14 protein-coding genes and 3 pseudogenes are annotated in these 14,305 nt (G+C 70.6%); 4 read left to right on the top strand and 13 right to left on the bottom strand.

The window, feature by feature from the left end:
* The first annotated feature begins 138 nt into the window (after positions 1 to 138).
* The 3 genes and pseudogenes from ABFX55_RS09455 to ABFX55_RS09445 form a co-directional block, all read left to right on the top strand.
* Entirely contained in the window at positions 139 to 897 is a 759-nt protein-coding gene (locus ABFX55_RS09455; protein ID WP_346119628.1) for a glycine-rich domain-containing protein, read from the top strand.
* A gap of 474 nt (positions 898 to 1,371) precedes the next feature.
* Positions 1,372 to 1,509, top strand: coding sequence for a hypothetical protein (locus tag ABFX55_RS09450; RefSeq protein ID WP_346119626.1), 138 nt, complete (start codon positions 1,372 to 1,374; stop codon positions 1,507 to 1,509).
* Positions 1,510 to 1,611: 102 nt separating this feature from the next.
* Positions 1,612 to 2,049: pseudogene (locus tag ABFX55_RS09445) on the top strand (50S ribosomal protein L11 methyltransferase); the annotation flags it as partial.
* Positions 2,050 to 2,352: 303 nt separating this feature from the next.
* On the opposite strand, the gene ABFX55_RS09440 reads toward ABFX55_RS09445, so the two are convergent.
* A complete protein-coding gene (locus tag ABFX55_RS09440; protein ID WP_346119624.1) occupies positions 2,353 to 2,739 on the bottom strand; it encodes a fasciclin domain-containing protein in 387 nt (128 codons plus the stop codon).
* 952 nt (positions 2,740 to 3,691) lie between these two features.
* Here ABFX55_RS09440 and ABFX55_RS09435 point away from each other — a divergent pair.
* Positions 3,692 to 3,877 (top strand): hypothetical protein, encoded by a 186-nt coding sequence (locus ABFX55_RS09435; RefSeq protein WP_346119622.1) that lies wholly within the window; start codon positions 3,692 to 3,694, stop codon positions 3,875 to 3,877.
* Positions 3,878 to 3,927: 50 nt separating this feature from the next.
* On the opposite strand, the gene ABFX55_RS09430 is transcribed toward ABFX55_RS09435, so the two are convergent.
* The 12 genes and pseudogenes from ABFX55_RS09430 to ABFX55_RS09375 all read right to left on the bottom strand — a co-directional run bounded on the left by ABFX55_RS09430 (position 3,928) and on the right by ABFX55_RS09375 (position 14,051).
* A complete protein-coding gene (locus ABFX55_RS09430; protein WP_346119621.1) occupies positions 3,928 to 4,869 on the bottom strand; it encodes a tyrosine-type recombinase/integrase in 942 nt (313 codons plus the stop codon).
* 146 nt (positions 4,870 to 5,015) lie between these two features.
* Entirely contained in the window at positions 5,016 to 6,731 is a 1,716-nt protein-coding gene (locus ABFX55_RS09425) for a tetratricopeptide repeat protein (protein WP_346119620.1), read from the bottom strand.
* Positions 6,732 to 7,086: 355 nt separating this feature from the next.
* Positions 7,087 to 7,227: pseudogene (locus ABFX55_RS49745) on the bottom strand (helix-turn-helix domain-containing protein); the annotation flags it as partial.
* Entirely contained in the window at positions 7,227 to 7,913 is a 687-nt protein-coding gene (locus tag ABFX55_RS09415; protein ID WP_346119616.1) for an alpha/beta fold hydrolase, read from the bottom strand. The gene ABFX55_RS09415 and the pseudogene ABFX55_RS49745, both read right to left, overlap by 1 nt.
* A gap of 16 nt (positions 7,914 to 7,929) precedes the next feature.
* Positions 7,930 to 8,166 (bottom strand): response regulator transcription factor, encoded by a 237-nt coding sequence (locus tag ABFX55_RS09410; protein ID WP_346120117.1) that lies wholly within the window; start codon positions 8,164 to 8,166, stop codon positions 7,930 to 7,932.
* A 98-nt stretch (positions 8,167 to 8,264) separates the two neighbouring features.
* Positions 8,265 to 11,060, bottom strand: a complete 2,796-nt coding sequence (locus tag ABFX55_RS09405; protein WP_346119615.1) for an ATP-binding protein — start codon at positions 11,058 to 11,060, stop codon at positions 8,265 to 8,267.
* A 293-nt stretch (positions 11,061 to 11,353) separates the two neighbouring features.
* Positions 11,354 to 11,632, bottom strand: coding sequence for an alpha/beta fold hydrolase (locus ABFX55_RS09400; RefSeq protein WP_346119613.1), 279 nt, complete (start codon positions 11,630 to 11,632; stop codon positions 11,354 to 11,356).
* A gap of 222 nt (positions 11,633 to 11,854) precedes the next feature.
* Positions 11,855 to 12,187: pseudogene (locus ABFX55_RS50135) on the bottom strand (alpha/beta fold hydrolase); the annotation flags it as partial.
* Positions 12,188 to 12,244: 57 nt separating this feature from the next.
* On the bottom strand, positions 12,245 to 12,370 hold the full coding sequence (locus ABFX55_RS50130) for a hypothetical protein (protein ID WP_346119611.1): 126 nt from the start codon (positions 12,368 to 12,370) through the stop codon (positions 12,245 to 12,247).
* A gap of 20 nt (positions 12,371 to 12,390) precedes the next feature.
* Positions 12,391 to 12,651: an alpha/beta fold hydrolase family protein gene (locus ABFX55_RS09385; RefSeq protein WP_346119609.1), complete on the bottom strand. Its 261-nt coding sequence runs from the start codon at positions 12,649 to 12,651 to the stop codon at positions 12,391 to 12,393.
* A gap of 125 nt (positions 12,652 to 12,776) precedes the next feature.
* On the bottom strand, positions 12,777 to 12,998 hold the full coding sequence (locus ABFX55_RS09380) for an alpha/beta fold hydrolase (protein ID WP_487047395.1): 222 nt from the start codon (positions 12,996 to 12,998) through the stop codon (positions 12,777 to 12,779).
* Between the two features lie 903 nt (positions 12,999 to 13,901).
* The gene (locus ABFX55_RS09375; protein ID WP_346119605.1) at positions 13,902 to 14,051 is read right to left on the bottom strand and encodes a hypothetical protein; all 150 of its coding nucleotides are present in this window, start codon (positions 14,049 to 14,051) and stop codon (positions 13,902 to 13,904) included.
* Positions 14,052 to 14,305 lie beyond the last annotated feature (254 nt).

The following is a 14,305-nucleotide window of genomic DNA, read 5'->3' as shown; positions in this document are numbered from 1 at the left end:
GGGGCGCCCCAGGCCGCCCCGCTCTGAGCCCCTCCCCGCTTCCAGCGACACCCCGACCCGCCCACCGCGAGAGGAGGTGACGGCCGTTTCCCTCGCGCACGATCCAGCACCTGACCGTCACCCATGATGGGAGTGCACATGCCAACCACCCCGACGACGGAGCAGCCCGCCCAGGCTGACGTCATCGACCCGACCGCCGCCATCTCCGCGCCGCTGTTCGAGCGGCTCGTGGCCCGTATCCTCGCCGACCACCCCGCCTTCGACGACGCCTACGCCCGCCGCGTCATGACGCAGGCGCTGGCGTTCCTGATGGCGTGCGGGGCCAACCCCGGCGCCCGCCTCGCCCCGTCCCCTCAGGTGGACGTGGGCTGGCACACCTTCATCCTCTTCACCCACGACTACACCCGCTTCTGCCACCAGGTCGCGGGGCGGATGATCCACCACGCGCGCCGACGACGAGCCCGCCACCGGCGCCGCCGCGGTGGACAGGATCGGCGCGACCATCGAGGCGATGCGCGCCGCCAACCTGCCCGTCGATCTGGAACTGTGGCTGCACGAGGCCAAGTGCAGCCAGTGCCACTGCCGGCTGTTTCGACGACCCCGCCCCGGAGGCGTGACGTGACCCGACTCGACTGGGAAGACCTGCCCGAGACCGTCCGCGCCGCGATCCAGGACCGGTGCGGCGCCGTCGTCAGCCGAGACCGCGACCAGCGGCATCATGCCGGCGTCGCCGCCCGCCTGCACACCGAACACGGCAGCGTGTTCCTGAAGGCCATCAACGCCGACAACACCGCCGCGTTCCTGCACATCCGCGAACAGTGGGCCTCCCGCGCCTACCTGCCGCTGTGGCCGCCCCGCGCCTGCTGTGGAGCGACCTGGTCGACGGCTGGCACGTGATGGGCTTCGAATACCTCGAGCGCGCCCGCGAGGCCGACCTGTCGCCAGGCTCCCCGGATCTACACCCCGGTGCTCGCCACGGTGGCCGGCCTTGGCCGCGTCCTCACGCCATGCCCCGCTGGTGCTCGCGGCGTCGCCGAGAACATCGCGCCGTTGCAGGCCAAGGGCAAACACCTGACTGGGACAAGAACGCCCTCGGCGACGACCACGGCCTGTACCAGGCCGCGCTCGACGGCCTGGACCTGGCCGCGGTGGAGGGGGACACGTTCCTCCACTACGACCTCAGCCCGAGCAACCTGCTCGTCACCCCGGCAGGGATGCGCGTGATCGACTGGTCGTTCGCGGCACGCGGCGCGGCATGGGTGGAGCCCGTCATGCTCGCTCCCCGCCTCATCGAGGCGGGCCACACTCCGGCCCAGACCGAGGACCTGCTGGAGCTGGTGCCCGCCTGGCGTACGGCGTCGCCCCGCCGCGGTGACCGGGCTCGTCGCATTGTGGACGATGTTCCGGCTCTACAAGGCCCAGTTCGGTCCCGAGGACGGCCGCGCCTTCCGGGCCCGCGCCGCCGAAGCGGGCCGCTCCTGGCTCGCCTTCCGACTCGGTGCAGCCTGACCCGCGCGAAGGTTCCAGATCCGGGCGGGAGACGGCCTCCGGGAGGCCGTCTCCCGCCTTCGGTTCGGTGCCCCCGGCTCTCGAAGGAGCAGACTGCTGGCCATGGCCTGGACCCCTCGCGCCTCCGCGCTCGCCGCCCACGTCACCCGCCCGGGATCGCCGTGGCGGGCGCCCATCGCGGCCGCGCCCCGGCACCCTTTCGTGCCCCGCTGGTGGAAGGCCGACAGCGGTGCGTGGGCGTTGCAGGGCGGGCCCGGCGACGTGGAGGCGTGGCTGTCCGCCGCCTACAGCGACCGCAGCCTCGTCACTCAAGTCGGCCCGCTGCACGCCGACCACGCCGCCCCCGGCGACCGCCCCGCAGGCAAGCCGACGTCGTCTTCCACGCTGCCGAGTCTGGTCGTGCAGATGCTCGAGCACGCGGCCATCGAGGACACCTCCACCGTGCTGGATGTGGGCACCGGCTCGGGGTACGGCACCGCGCTGCTGTGCGAGCGGCTCGGCGCCCACCGCGTGATCTCCGTGGACGTGGACGCCTACCTCGTCAAAGCCGCAGGCGCGCTCGCGCGGCCGGTCGCGCCGCAGTTCGGCCAGATCCACGATCGCCGCCAACTCCTCCGGCGTACGCGCGTAGGCGATCACCGCCCCATGCAGAGTTGTCACCCTCAGCCGCGCCTCTCCGCGCTGAGCGGATGGGTCGAAGACTCTGGCGATCACCCACTCGCCGGCGTCGAGCATGACGGTCCGGACTCTCACGCCCGCCCCGACCATGTCGCCGTCCGCCACACGCCACGGTCTACCCGACCAGGGCGGGCGCGACAAGTCGGTGCTTACATATCGGTGTTCCTACCTCGGCTCCAGAACGGTGTCGATGAAGTAGACCGTGGCGTTGGCGGTCTGGATGTTTCCGCACAGCACCTTGGCCTGGTTCACCGTGTAGGAGTCACCCGAGCGCTTCACTGTCAGTTTGCCGCCCTGGAGCGTAGGGAGTGCGGCGTCAGAGAGGCTGGACGGTGAATGGCGTCCCTCCGCGACGTGGTAGGAGATGATCTCTGTCAATCTGTCATCAGAGATCTGGCCTCGCTGATTGAACGCGTCGTTCACAGGCGCGAACAGAGTGACGTCTTTGACCGTGTTCAGTCTGTCGGTCATCTGGGCCCTCGAAATGGCCGCCACCACGTTCGTCAGGTTGGGATTGCTGGAGATGGCGGTAACCAAAGGCTCTTTGGCCATGGTGGTGAAGTTGCCATCGCCGGTGTTGGACAGAGCAGAGCACGCTGGGCCGAACGGTGCGGAACCTCGCGGCTGAGACTGTCCTGGCTGTCCTGTCTGTCCCGGCTGCCCTCCCGGCCCAGGCGGTCCGGGTGGTCCAGGCGGTCCGGCCGGTCCGGGTGGTCCAGGCGGTCCGGCCGGTCCGGGCGGCCCAGGTTGTCCTGACGGCCCAGGTTGTCCTGACGGTCCTGGCGGTCCAGACGGTCCTGCCGGACCAGACGGCCCAGGTCCTCCTGGCTTTCCATCCAGTCCATCCCGACCAGGCGGACCAGACGGTCCACGCGGTCCACCAGGGCAGAGGTGGCACCCTCCGGGTGGGCCTGGCTGGCCTGGCTGGCCAGTCGGTCCTGGCTGGCCTGGCGGTTCAGTCTGTCCTGGCTGGGTTGGCGGTTCAGTCTGTCCTGCTGGGTTGGCGGTTCAGTCTGTCCATTCGGTTCGGGTGAAGCAGGCAGTTCATTGCCCGGCCTGCTGGATTGTCTCTCGTTCGCCGGGCTCAGGGCTGCAGTCTTCGTGGGAGGCAATGGAGCCGGTGGAAGCCGTGAAGCCGGGCGCGTGTCGGTTCGCATACCTGCGCGTAGTGCGGCGGCCTCCGCTGACTGCACGACAGGAGCGGTGCATGCGACTGCAGTCAGCGCGCATGCGAGTACGGTTTTACTTCTCATGATTGCCTCTGAAACAGCAGATGGTTATCTGAGAATGGCCCTTACCAGATGCGATCTACCGCCTGAACTGTTGCCTGCCGGCGACAGCAGCGGATGCCCTGGCCTTCACGTTTCATCCTGACCATCCCTCCGTCACCCTGCCGTGATGTCCGTGTTATGCATGCGTGACCCCCTTCTTCGGGGCATCTGGGGAGGGTTCGTGGCGCTCAGGCCAGTCGTAGGATCGGCACAAACCGTGCCGAACTGGGGAAATGATGGCTGACTTCGACTTGCCTGCTGATCTGGTGCAGCTCAAACGTGAGTGGTTCGCGGCCGATGAGCAATGCCAGAAGCTCTCCGAGGCGCTGCCTTCCAACGTCGCGGTGGGCCTTCGAGGAGGCTGGGTGCAGAAATTAGCGGTAGCGACCTGGGCTTCTTCGCCTGTTAGTGATCCGTGACGTGATGGCCCGGAACTCCTACAGCTCCGGCCAGCCGCCCGCTCAATTGATCAGTGGGTACGGCGGCGGGGCGCCAGGACCTCGGTGACCTTGGCGATGGCTTCGGCACCGGGTTTGACGTAGCGCATGGCGGTGCGGGGGTTCTTGTGCCGGGTCTTGCCCATGATGAGCTGGAGCGGGACTTCGGCCTCACCGAGGTGGGTGGCGGCGCTGTGGCGCAGCTGGTGCAGGTCGAGCCCGGCGTACTTGTCCAGCAGGACGCGGGCGCGGTCGTAGCCGAGGCGGGCGCGGCCGGTGTGCGGGCAGATGTCGGCGGCGGCCGGGCGGCGGGCGGGGACGGGGCGGAGTTCGGCCAGGAACAGCGGGCCGTGGGTACGGGTGCTGCCGTCGGGGAGCCGGAGGAGGCGGGGCAGCAGGTGGGCGGTGCCGCTGTCCCAGTACACCCACTCGATCGCGCCGCCCTTGGAGCGGACGGGGGCGCGGCGGTGTTCCAGGTCGAGGTCCTCGACACTGAGCGCCAGGATCTCAGCGGCCCGGGCGGCGGTCTCGTACAGCATCCGCCACAGCGTCTTCTCCCGGAGTGGAATGTCGCGGCGTGACAGCAGCCGGTGGATGGTGGTCTTGGCGACCGCGCGGGTTTCGTCAGCGCTTTCCTTGCGGCGTTCGGCGTCAGCCGGGACCGCCGGTGCGGCCCAGTGCTTCTTGGTCTGGCACCAGGACAGCCAGGAGGTGACGGCGGCGCGGTTGCGGTTCCAGGTCGCCGGCGCGCATCGGCCCCACAGCTCGGTGAGCGCGGCGCCGATCTCGGCCTCGGTGACGTCGGCGAGCGGCCGGTCGCGGCCGAGCAGGTCGATGGTGCGGTCGATGGCTGAGGCGTAGGCGCGGTGGGTGTTGGGGTTGGCGGTGCGCGGGGTGGCGAGGAAGGCGTCGGCGGCCGCAGCGAGGCTGACCCCTCCACCGCGTAGGGCGGTGATCTTCGGCGCGGCGCTCATGCCGCCCGCCAGGCGACAGCTTCGGCGATGTACCGGATAACGTGCCGGAGTCGCGCACCGCTCCAGCGAGCGGTTCTCCTGGTCGCTGCGCTGCCATGATCGCTCATGTACGTGATAATAGATCATTATCACGTACATGAACGTTGTCAGTCAGACGCCTGGTCGCGGCAGCGGCTGCTCGCCTCAGCCTCGCCGATCTCCTCGAACAGCTCGGCCGCGCGGGCGTAGGACTGGCGGCTCTCCTCGATCCGGCCTTCCTGGGCCAGCACGGTCGCGAGCGCCTCCAGGCAGCGTCCGTGGGAGGCGGATGGCGGGAGCTGCTCGAAGAGGCTGAGGGCCTCGGTGAACCTGGCGACGGCGTCGTCCCCGCGGCCGAGCAGTCCCAGGCACAACCCGGCGCCGGCCAGTGCGTTCGGCCGGGTGAGCATCGCGATGCTGGGTTTCATCTCCGACCATGCCAGGTCGCACATCTGGAGGTAGTGATCGAGCGCCTCGGGATGGCGTCCGAGGCGGCGCAGGCATTCGCCGGCCATGCCGAGGCTCTGGCAGTAGGCCTCGATGTCGTTGTCGGCCTTGAACATCTCCGCAGCTCTGGACACCGACACCACGGCTTCGTCGAGCCGTCCCAGCTGGAGCAGTGCTCGTCCGACGAACAGGTGTCCCCAGGAGATCTGCGTCGTGGCGCCGCGGCCGGTGCTGTCGTCCAGCATGGTGGTCGCGTGTTCCAGCATGGCTTCCGGGGTGGGCGGGGGTACCTGGTGGAACCAGGACAGATAGGTCAGCTGGGCGGCCAGCTGATCGCCCAGGGCGGTGGCGGCTGTGGCGCCGAGGGTGAAGACTTCCTGCCAGTGCGGCCAGTGCATCCACCGGCTGGCGAACCAGCGCATCGCTTCGGCGCAGTCGAAGACGACGCCATGCCGGCCCTTGCCCGCCGTGTGGCGCAGTGCGCCCAGCCAGTTGTCGGAGTCCACCCGTAGCCAGCGGTCGGCCTCCTCGGCGGAGGAGAGGCCAGGCTCGGACGGCTCGGGAGAGTCGCGGCCGGGATCGAACCAGCGTCCGGCGGCGGTGGCTCTGTGCAGCAGCCACGACGCCGTCCTGTCGGTGATCGCTTCACGCTCGGCCATATCGTCCTGGGTGTGCAGCCGCTCGCGGGCGAACAGCCGGACCAGGTCGTGGAAGCGGTAGCGGCCCGAGGTGCTGTCCTGCAGCAGGCCGAGGTCGACCAGCTCGTCCAGGGCGTCCCAGGTGTCCTCGATCGGGGTTCCGCCGACCACTGCGGCCAGGGCGGCGTCGAAGTCCCGGCCGGTCACCAGCGCGAGCCGCCGGAAGACCCGCTGGGTGGTCGCGGTGAGCTGGTCGTAGGACATCGCGAAGGCGTTGGCGATCTTGAGGTCGCCGGCCCTGAGCTGGTCCAGGCGGCGTTCCTCGTCGGTCAGCCGGGCGACGAGCTGGGAGGCCTGCCAGCCGGGCCGGCTGACCAGGCGGCTGCCGACGATCCGCAGGGCCAGTGGGAGTCCGCCGCACAGCTGGGCGAGCTCGGTGAGCGCCCTTTCGTCTTCGAGGGAGCCGCGCGGTCCCAGGATTCCGGTCAGCAGGCGTGCTGCTTCGGCCAGGGGCAGGGGTCCGAGGCTGAGCCGGTGGACGTCCTCCACGCCGGCCAGCAGTCGCCGGCTCGTGGCCAGCACGCTGCTGTGGCCACCGCCGGGCAGGAGCGGACGGATCTGCTCCTCGGAGGCGGCGTTGTCGAGGACGACCAGGACGCGGCGTTGCCGGAGCAGCGAGCGGTACAACGAGGCGCGTGCCGGGGTGTCGGGAGGCAGTTGCCGGTCGGTGGTGCCGAGCGCGGCCAGCAGTTGCGTCAAGGCGTCGTTGGCGGTCAGCGGCTGGGGGGGACATGCCGAACAGGTCGACGAAGAACACCCCGTCGGGGAAGCTGGGGCGAAGGGCATGGGCGGCGCGTACGGCGAGGGTGGTCTTGCCCAGGCCCGCCGAGCCGGTGATCAGGACCACGCTGGTGTCGTCGCTCTGGACGAAGTCGTTGGTCCAGGCCAGTTCGGCTGCGCGGCCGGTGAAGTCGTTGACCGGTCGGGGCAGTTCGCACAGGCCGCTCGGGCGCGACCAGTGGTCGCGCAGGCGGCCGTCTCTGGCGTGCTCGATGAGCTGCCTGCGGTCGGCCTCGGTCAGGGCGAGGGCGTCGGCCACGGCGGTGACGGTCCGGTGCTGGGGTCCTTTGCTGCGTCCGCGTTCCATGTCCGACAGGGTGCGGGCGCTGACCCCCGACAGCTCGGCGAGCTGTTCGAGGGTCAGCCGTGCCGCGCGACGGTGGCCGCGTAGCAGTTCGGCGAAGTCGGCGGACATCAGCGTACGGCTGTCGCGGCCTGGGTGATGACGGCGGCCACCGCGGCCGGGTCGGACACGTAGACGGCGTGGCTGCCGGGGGTCTCGGTCACGGTGGAGCCTGCTCGTTCGGCCATGGCGCGCTGCGCGGGCGGGGGGATCATGCGGTCGTCGGTCGCCACGAGGTACCAGCTGGGCTTGATCCGCCAGGCGGGTTCGGCGACCGCGCCGCTGAGGGCGTCCACGCCCCAGGGGACCTGGGAGTCGGCCATGAAGGCGGCCTGCTCGGCGGGCAGGTCGCCGGCGAAGGAGGCGTGGAACTTCTCGCGGTCCAGCAGCAGGAAGCCGTCGCGGGGCGGCAGGATCGGGGGGACCGGTGCGCCGGGCGGCGGGTCGGCGATGAGGGTGTTGACCGATTCGCCCTTGTCGGGGGCGAAGGCCGCGATGTAGACGAGGGCGGACACGGCCGGGTGGGTGCCGGCCTCGGAGATGACCACCCCGCCGTAGGAGTGGCCGACCAGGACGGCCGGGCCGTCGGCGGCGTCGAGGACCTGGCGGGTCGCGGCCACGTCGCCCGCGAGCGACAGGGTCGGGTTCTGCACGACGGCGACGTCGTAGCCGTCGTTCTTGAGCAGGGTGTGGACGCCCTGCCAGCCGGAGCCGTCCACGAAGCCGCCGTGGACCAAAACGATGCGTGGGGTGGTCATGGGCCGACGTTAGGTTTCAGGACGGGGCCTGGATTGAGTCATTTGACTCCAATGTGCCAGGGGTCGACAGCGCGTCGCGCAGCGCGGCCCGGGAGGCGACTCCGAGCTTGGGGAACAGCTGGTAGAGGTGATTGGCCACGGTGCGCGGAGACAGGAACAGCCGCTGGCCGATCTGCTTGTTGGTCAGCCCTTGGGCGGCGAGCATCGCGATCTCCCGCTGCTGGGGGGTGAGCGAGGCCAGCCCCGCGGCCACCCCTTGCCCGTGGGACAGGCCTGTTGCGCGCAGTTCGGTGTGCGCTCTGGCCGTCCACGGCCGCGCGTCGAGGCTGCGGAAGGTGTCCAGCGCGGCGGTCAGCTGGGTGCGGGCCTTGGTGGTGGCCTTGTCGCGGCGCAGGCGCTCGCCGTACAGCAGCTGCAGGCGAGCCCGTTCGAACGGCCAGCGGTCCGCGCTGGGTGTGTCGAGCGCGGTCTCGAACAACCCCGCTGTACGACTCGTCCGGAGTCGTCAGGGCAGCCGAAGCGGCGGTGACCATCGCCAGCCGGGGCGAGATCGCGGCCAGTCCGGCCTGCGCGACCGCGGCGGCATGAGCGGCGGCCTCGTCGTGGCGTCCAGCGCGCACGGCCGCCTCGATCAGGTCGGTGATGGTCCACAGGGCATGCGGGACGTGCGAGGCCAGCACACCGGCGGGGCTGATGGCGCAGGCCTGCTGGTAGGCCTCCTCGAAGTCGCCTCCGCCGAGCGCCACCAGCGTTCTGACCTGCCGGGCGTAGCACTGGATCGCCCGCGCCCTTCGCGGTGTCGCCCAGCGGGTCATCCGGTCGGCCAGGGCTGTGGCGGTCTCGTCCTGGCCTCGCGCGGCGGCCAGCATCGCCTTCAGGTAGATTCCCGGCCAGGCCAGCAGCTGGTAGCCGTGCTGCTCGCACAGCGCCAGGCCCTCTTCGGCGACCTGCTCCAGTTCCTGCCACTGGCCCACGAGAAAGGAGTCGTTGCCCAGCAGGAACAGCGCCTCGATCTGCGAGGTGACGGCTCCGCCGTCGCGGCCGTGGTCGATGACCCGCCACAACCCGTCGCGGCACCGTCCCCAGCCGGTCGACGTAGGCGGTGGCGATGCCGATGCGGGAGATGCGTGCCGGGATGATCTCCTGGTGCAGGTTCGCGATGACGGCATCCAGCCGATCGAGGGCCGGGAGCGCCAGGCGGGCAGGGTTTGAGAAGGTCTTGGCGAGGATGTCCAGCAGCGCCGGAGGCCCCGGCCTGAGGCGGCCGACTGCCGCGTGGAAGGCTTGCCACAGCTCGGCTCGTCCGCTGAAGAAGCAGATCATGAGCAGGGTGTACAGCCCTTCGATGAGGGGCTTGTTGTGGGCATCGCCGGGATCGTCCAGCACCTCGATCGCGCCAGCCATCAGGCGGTGCGCGCTGTCCACGTCGCCGTCGCCGTTGAGCAGGTGGTAGGCGCCGGCGACCGCGGCCGCCAGCGACTCGCCCCGCCGGTCCGCGCGGCGGGCCTGCTCCAGCAGGTGCGGCGCGTCACGCAGGTCACCGTTGACAACCGCGCCGAGGTAGGCGGCCTCGCCCAGCCGTCCGGCACGGTCGATGTCGGCCGGGCTCAGTTCGGCCGCGCGCAGGAGCAGGGTGATGGCGTGGACGCTGTCGCCTCGTCGCAGGTTGGCATGGGCGACGGCTTGCAGGAGAGCGGCCACGCCTTCATCGGGTCCCGCCGCAGCCTCGGCCAGGTGCCAGGCTCGCCGTTCCGGCTGGTCGGCGAGCCGTTCGGCCAGCAGCAGGTGGGCGCGGTGGCGCTGCTCGCTCGTGGACATCTCCATCACGGCCGAGCCGATCAGCGGATGGCGGAAGAGCAGCTTCCCCGCGCTCGCATCGACCCTGACCAGGCGCGCCTGTTCCGCGGGTGCCAGCGCGCCGGTATCCAGCACGGTCAGGTCGCCGGTCCCGTCGAGGACGGCGAGCAGCAGCATGCCGAACGTCGCCAGGGGAAGGCCCCGGATCCGCGCGGCGAACACGGTCTGCAGGCGTCCGCTGAGCGGCAGCACCGGAGGCAGCGTGCCGCCTCGCTGAAGGTCGCCGAGCGCCACCGGCAACTCCAGCAGCGCCAGAGGGTTGCCCTGGGCGTCGGCCAGCAACCGCTGGTGAATCCGGGGGGACAGCGCCGGGAAACGTGCTTTCAGCAGGGCCGCGGCGTCCTGCTCGGCCAGCGGCTGCAGTTCGTGGCCGGGCAGCCCGCCGTACTCGAAGAAGCTCTCCTCTTCGGAACGGGCGGCCGCGAGCAGCCCGGCGCGGCTGCCGGTGAGGCGGCGCGCCACGAAGCTCAGCACGACGGCGCTGGCGCGGTCCAGCCAGGCGATGTCATCGACGACCACCAGCAGCGGCCGAGGAGCGGCGGCCTGGCGCAGGAGCATCAGGGCTGCGTTGGCCACGAGAAGCCGGCCCGGCGCCGCGCCCTCGCCCAGCCCCAAGGCGACGCGCAAGGCCCGCTCGTGCGCCGGGGTCAGCGTCGGCAGGTCGTCGAAGAGCGGCTGGAGCACCTGGTGGAGGCCGGCGTAGCTCACCTCGCCCTCGAACTGCGAGCCGGAGGCGCTCAGCACCCGGTGACCAGCCGCCGTGGCCCGGGCCGCCGCGGCCGCCAGCAGGACGGACTTGCCGACCCCGGCCTCACCCAGCAGGACGAACGCACCGCCCTGGGCCGCTGCCTGATCGGCGAAGGCGCCGAGCCGGGCCAGATCCCGGTCCCGGCCGATCAGCCGGCCATCGTCTAAGGGCGTCACGGACTGACTGTATGCCTGGTTGCGGAGCCTTTTGAGCTCACCGAGCGTCTGGCTGGCGGACTGGTGCGGGCGAGTGCCGCCCTCCGCTGAAGAACCTGTTTGCGCCGGGGACGGGCCGGGCGTCGACGAGCCCGCGCCGTCGTGGCCGGCGGTCTGCGGCAGTGAAGGGGTCAGGTGCATGTGAACCTCCTGATGGCGGAGGTGAAGGCGACCGGCTGCTCGAAGTGTCCCCATGTGTCCGCTGTCTTCCAGCAGCAGGAATTGAGCATCGGGGATGCCCTCGTGCAGCATCCGGCCCCAGCGGGGGCCGCAGATGAAGTCGTGGGCACCGCTGATGATCAGGGTTGCCGTGGTGATATCGCCCAACTCCTCGCGGACGTCGAAGGGCGGCTCTCCCGCACGTACGGGGTCGGCCCAGGCACGCAAGGAGCCGCGCAATGAGGCGAGTTCGCTCTCACGGGCCCAGTAGTCGGCGTAGTAGGCGGGCAGGATGTCGCGGATGCCCTGGGTACAGGCCTCGTCGTCGGCGGCGGCCAGGGCCCGCTGGAAGGCCTGCGGGATGCCGGCCGCTTCGGGACGGCTGTGTGAGAACCGCTGGAGGTTGGCCAGGGCCTGCTGCCAGAATTCCTCACCGGTGACGGGCGAGGTGTCGAAAAGGATCAGACCGCCAGGCGGGACGGGTGGCTCAGCGCGTAGCGCTGGGCGACGAATCCGCCGTGAGAGTGGCCGAGCAGGTAGACGCTCGGCGCGGCCAGGTGCTCGATGACGCCGTGCAGGAACCCGGCATAGACGTCGATCCGGTAGTCGTGCGGGCGGGGCAGCCGGCCGGACGAACCGGTGCCGACCGGTCGAGGTAGACCACCGTCAGGTGCCGCTCCAGCTCCGGCATCCGCAGATACTCCCAGCCGATGCCGGGGCCACCCGGGTGGACGAGGCACACCGGACCGGCGCCTGCCACGTGGTAGCGCTGCAGGACTCCTCCGATGCTGACGGTGTGGCTACCGGGCAGCAGCGGATCGGTGGTGATGCTCACCAGGGCTCCTTCGACTCAGCTGACGGGGGGACGGGGGTGTCGATGACATCGGCCTGGCGCAGGGCCGCCGCGCTCTGCGCCACGCCGGAGACGGGCCCGGACGCCTGTGTGGCGCCGGCCCTGCCGGTCAGTCGACCGTCCGGGCGGCGTCCTGGATGATGCTGGTCACCAGGCCGGGCCGGCTGATCATCGGGACGTGGGAGGCGGCCGTCTCGTAGACCTTGGACTTGGCGCGCTTGTACATGTAGCGCTCAAGCTGGGGTGGGATGGCCTTGTCCTCGGTGGCGACCAGGGCCCAGGAGGGGATGGTGCGCCAAGCGGCGCCGGTGGTCTTGTCGGTGAAGGAGGAGGCGGCGAACGGGCGCTGACCGGCCTGCATAAGGCGGGTGGTGGACACCGGCAGGTCGGCGGCGAACGCGGCGCGGAACTTGTCCGGCTTGAGGTAGAGGTCGACGCCTCCGGGATAGGGGGACCTCCCGGACCGCGGCGGGGATCTCGGTGCCGGGGTATTTGTTGATCAGGACGCCGAGCTGCTCGCCCTGTCGGGGACGAACGCGGCGATGTACACCAAAGCCTTGACGTTGCCGACGCCGGCGGCGGCGTTGGTGATCACGGCGCCGCCGTAGGAGTGGCCGACCAGCACGATCGGGCCGTCGATCGACTTCAGGACGCTGGCGATGTAGGGCGCGTCGACGGGCAGGCCACGCAGCGGGTTGGCCGGGCGCGATGACCGGATAGCCCTTCGCTGGAGCGGGCGATCACATCGTTCCAGTTGGAGGCGTCCGCGAAGCCGCCGTGGACCAGGACGATCGTCGGTTGGTCCGTCGAGGTGCCGGTGCCGGCGGAGGCGGCCGGGACCGACAGCAGAGCGGCGGTGAGGCCACCCGCCGCGGCGGCGAGCATGGTACGGCGCGCGAGTTTCATGTCAGCTCCAATGGATGAAGGGGAGATCGGGGGGCCAGGCCGCAAGCCTGGGGTCGGGTGCCATCGGAGTGACGGCCCGGGCGATGATGGCGCGTCGCCCGGGCGGCGGTGGCCCTCGGAGTCGGTCAGGCGGCGGCCTGGCGGATGAGCGCGGCGACGGCGGCGGGCTGGGAGACGTAGACGGCGTGGCTGCCGATCACGTCGACCACGGTGGCGCCGGCGCGCTCGGCCATGGCGCGCTGGGCGGGCGGCGGGATCATGCGGTCCTCGGTGGCGACCAGGTACCAGCTCGGCTTGCTGCGCCAGGCCGGCTCGGTGACGGCGCCGCCGAGGGCATCCATCCCCAGGGAACCTGGGCGTCGGCCATGAACGCCGCCGCGGCGGCGGGCAGGTCGGCGGCGAAGGAAGCGCGTGGAACTGTGTCGCCGGATCGAGGAACAGGACCCGTCTCATCACCGGGCGGCAGGATCGGCTGGGCACCGGGGCGCCGGGCGCGGGTCACGGCGATGAGGGTGTGTGACCGACGTCGCCCTTGTCGGGGGCGAAGGGCGCGACGACGTAACAGCCAGCGCGCCACGTTGGGGTGCGTCGCTCGGCCCAGGCTGACGACGACGCCCACGTAGAGTGGCACCGGCCAGGACGGCCGGCCGTCGAGCCAGGTCGAGGACCGCCGTGTCACGCGACGTAGCGTCCTCCAGCGACACGTGTGGTTCTGCATGACACACGTGGACCCGCGAGGAAGCACGTCGCGGGCGAGGTCGTCGTAGACGCCCTGCCAGCAAGGATCCGTCCGACGAACCCGCCGTGGCACCAGCACGACGTCCTGGTGGTGGCCATGGTTGCTCCTGACCTGGATGAATGGTCCTCTTGTGTGTCTCCATCCAAGCGCGCGCCCGCGGACGGGACCATGCAGAACAGCACGCAGAACTGCCGGCGGGGTGGCCTCCCCGGCGTCTTTCGCGAGCGCGCAGGCAGGTGACGTCGAGCGGTCCCGGTCCGCAGGCGCGCTGCAGGTGTGCGCGGTGTGATGCGGGACGCCTAGCGGCCTCCCTCCGGCTCAGGGCGAATATCGCAGCGCCCGCGACAGCGTCGCCGCATTCTCGCAACCCGCAGTATTACCGACATCTCCTGACCCAGCAGTCGGCGAGCGGCGAGCTCATCCGGCCGACACAGGCAGGTCGTGGAGGGGCGCACCGGGCCCGACATCAGCGCGAGTGAAGGCGTAGCGGCCCAGGAAGTTGATGTGCTCGTCACTGGATCGGCGACAGCCGGGCGCACATCTCGTCGGTGACCGGGAAACCTGCTCGCGTAATTGCTGACGGCAGGCATCCAGATAGAGGCCTGTCCACCAGATGCACGCGTTCAGCGCACAGGCTAAGCTTGCCGAGCTGGTCTTCCATGCCCTCGTCCTGGTTTTTTAGCGCTGGCGCTAAACTGCACCGCACGGTTGCCGAGGCGAATCCTGGCGGGCGAGCCGGCTGCCGGCCATCCTGCACGTTCAGCTGCGTGGCCGATCATCGCGGTAGCCCTACATCGTGCAGATAATTGCAGCAAGTGCACAGGGTCTGAAGATGCGCCGTATGTGTAGCGACGCTCACCCAGGCCGTGTGGGCGGCGGTCGGCCGACAGCATCCGATCAGGTAGTAGGCCGCGC

This window comes from Nonomuraea roseola (genome assembly GCF_039535395.1).
GTDB lineage: Bacteria > Actinomycetota > Actinomycetes > Streptosporangiales > Streptosporangiaceae > Nonomuraea > Nonomuraea roseola.
Note: the sequence above shows the minus strand (reverse complement) of the source record. Positions and strands in the feature narration are given on the sequence as shown.

Bases quoted from the DNA above. Each gene is read 5' to 3' on its own strand.
- ABFX55_RS09430 (WP_346119621.1), bottom strand. From the start codon at position 4,869: ATGAGCGCCGCGCCGAAGATCACCGCCCTACGCGGTGGAGGGGTCAGC.
- ABFX55_RS09385 (WP_346119609.1), bottom strand. From the start codon at position 12,651: ATGAAACTCGCGCGCCGTACCATGCTCGCCGCCGCGGCGGGTGGCCTC.
- ABFX55_RS09440 (WP_346119624.1), bottom strand. From the start codon at position 2,739: ATGGCCAAAGAGCCTTTGGTTACCGCCATCTCCAGCAATCCCAACCTG.
- ABFX55_RS09375 (WP_346119605.1), bottom strand. From the start codon at position 14,051: ATGGAAGACCAGCTCGGCAAGCTTAGCCTGTGCGCTGAACGCGTGCAT.
- ABFX55_RS09415 (WP_346119616.1), bottom strand. From the start codon at position 7,913: ATGACCACCCCACGCATCGTTTTGGTCCACGGCGGCTTCGTGGACGGC.
- ABFX55_RS09455 (WP_346119628.1), top strand. From the start codon at position 139: ATGCCAACCACCCCGACGACGGAGCAGCCCGCCCAGGCTGACGTCATC.
- ABFX55_RS09435 (WP_346119622.1), top strand. From the start codon at position 3,692: ATGATGGCTGACTTCGACTTGCCTGCTGATCTGGTGCAGCTCAAACGT.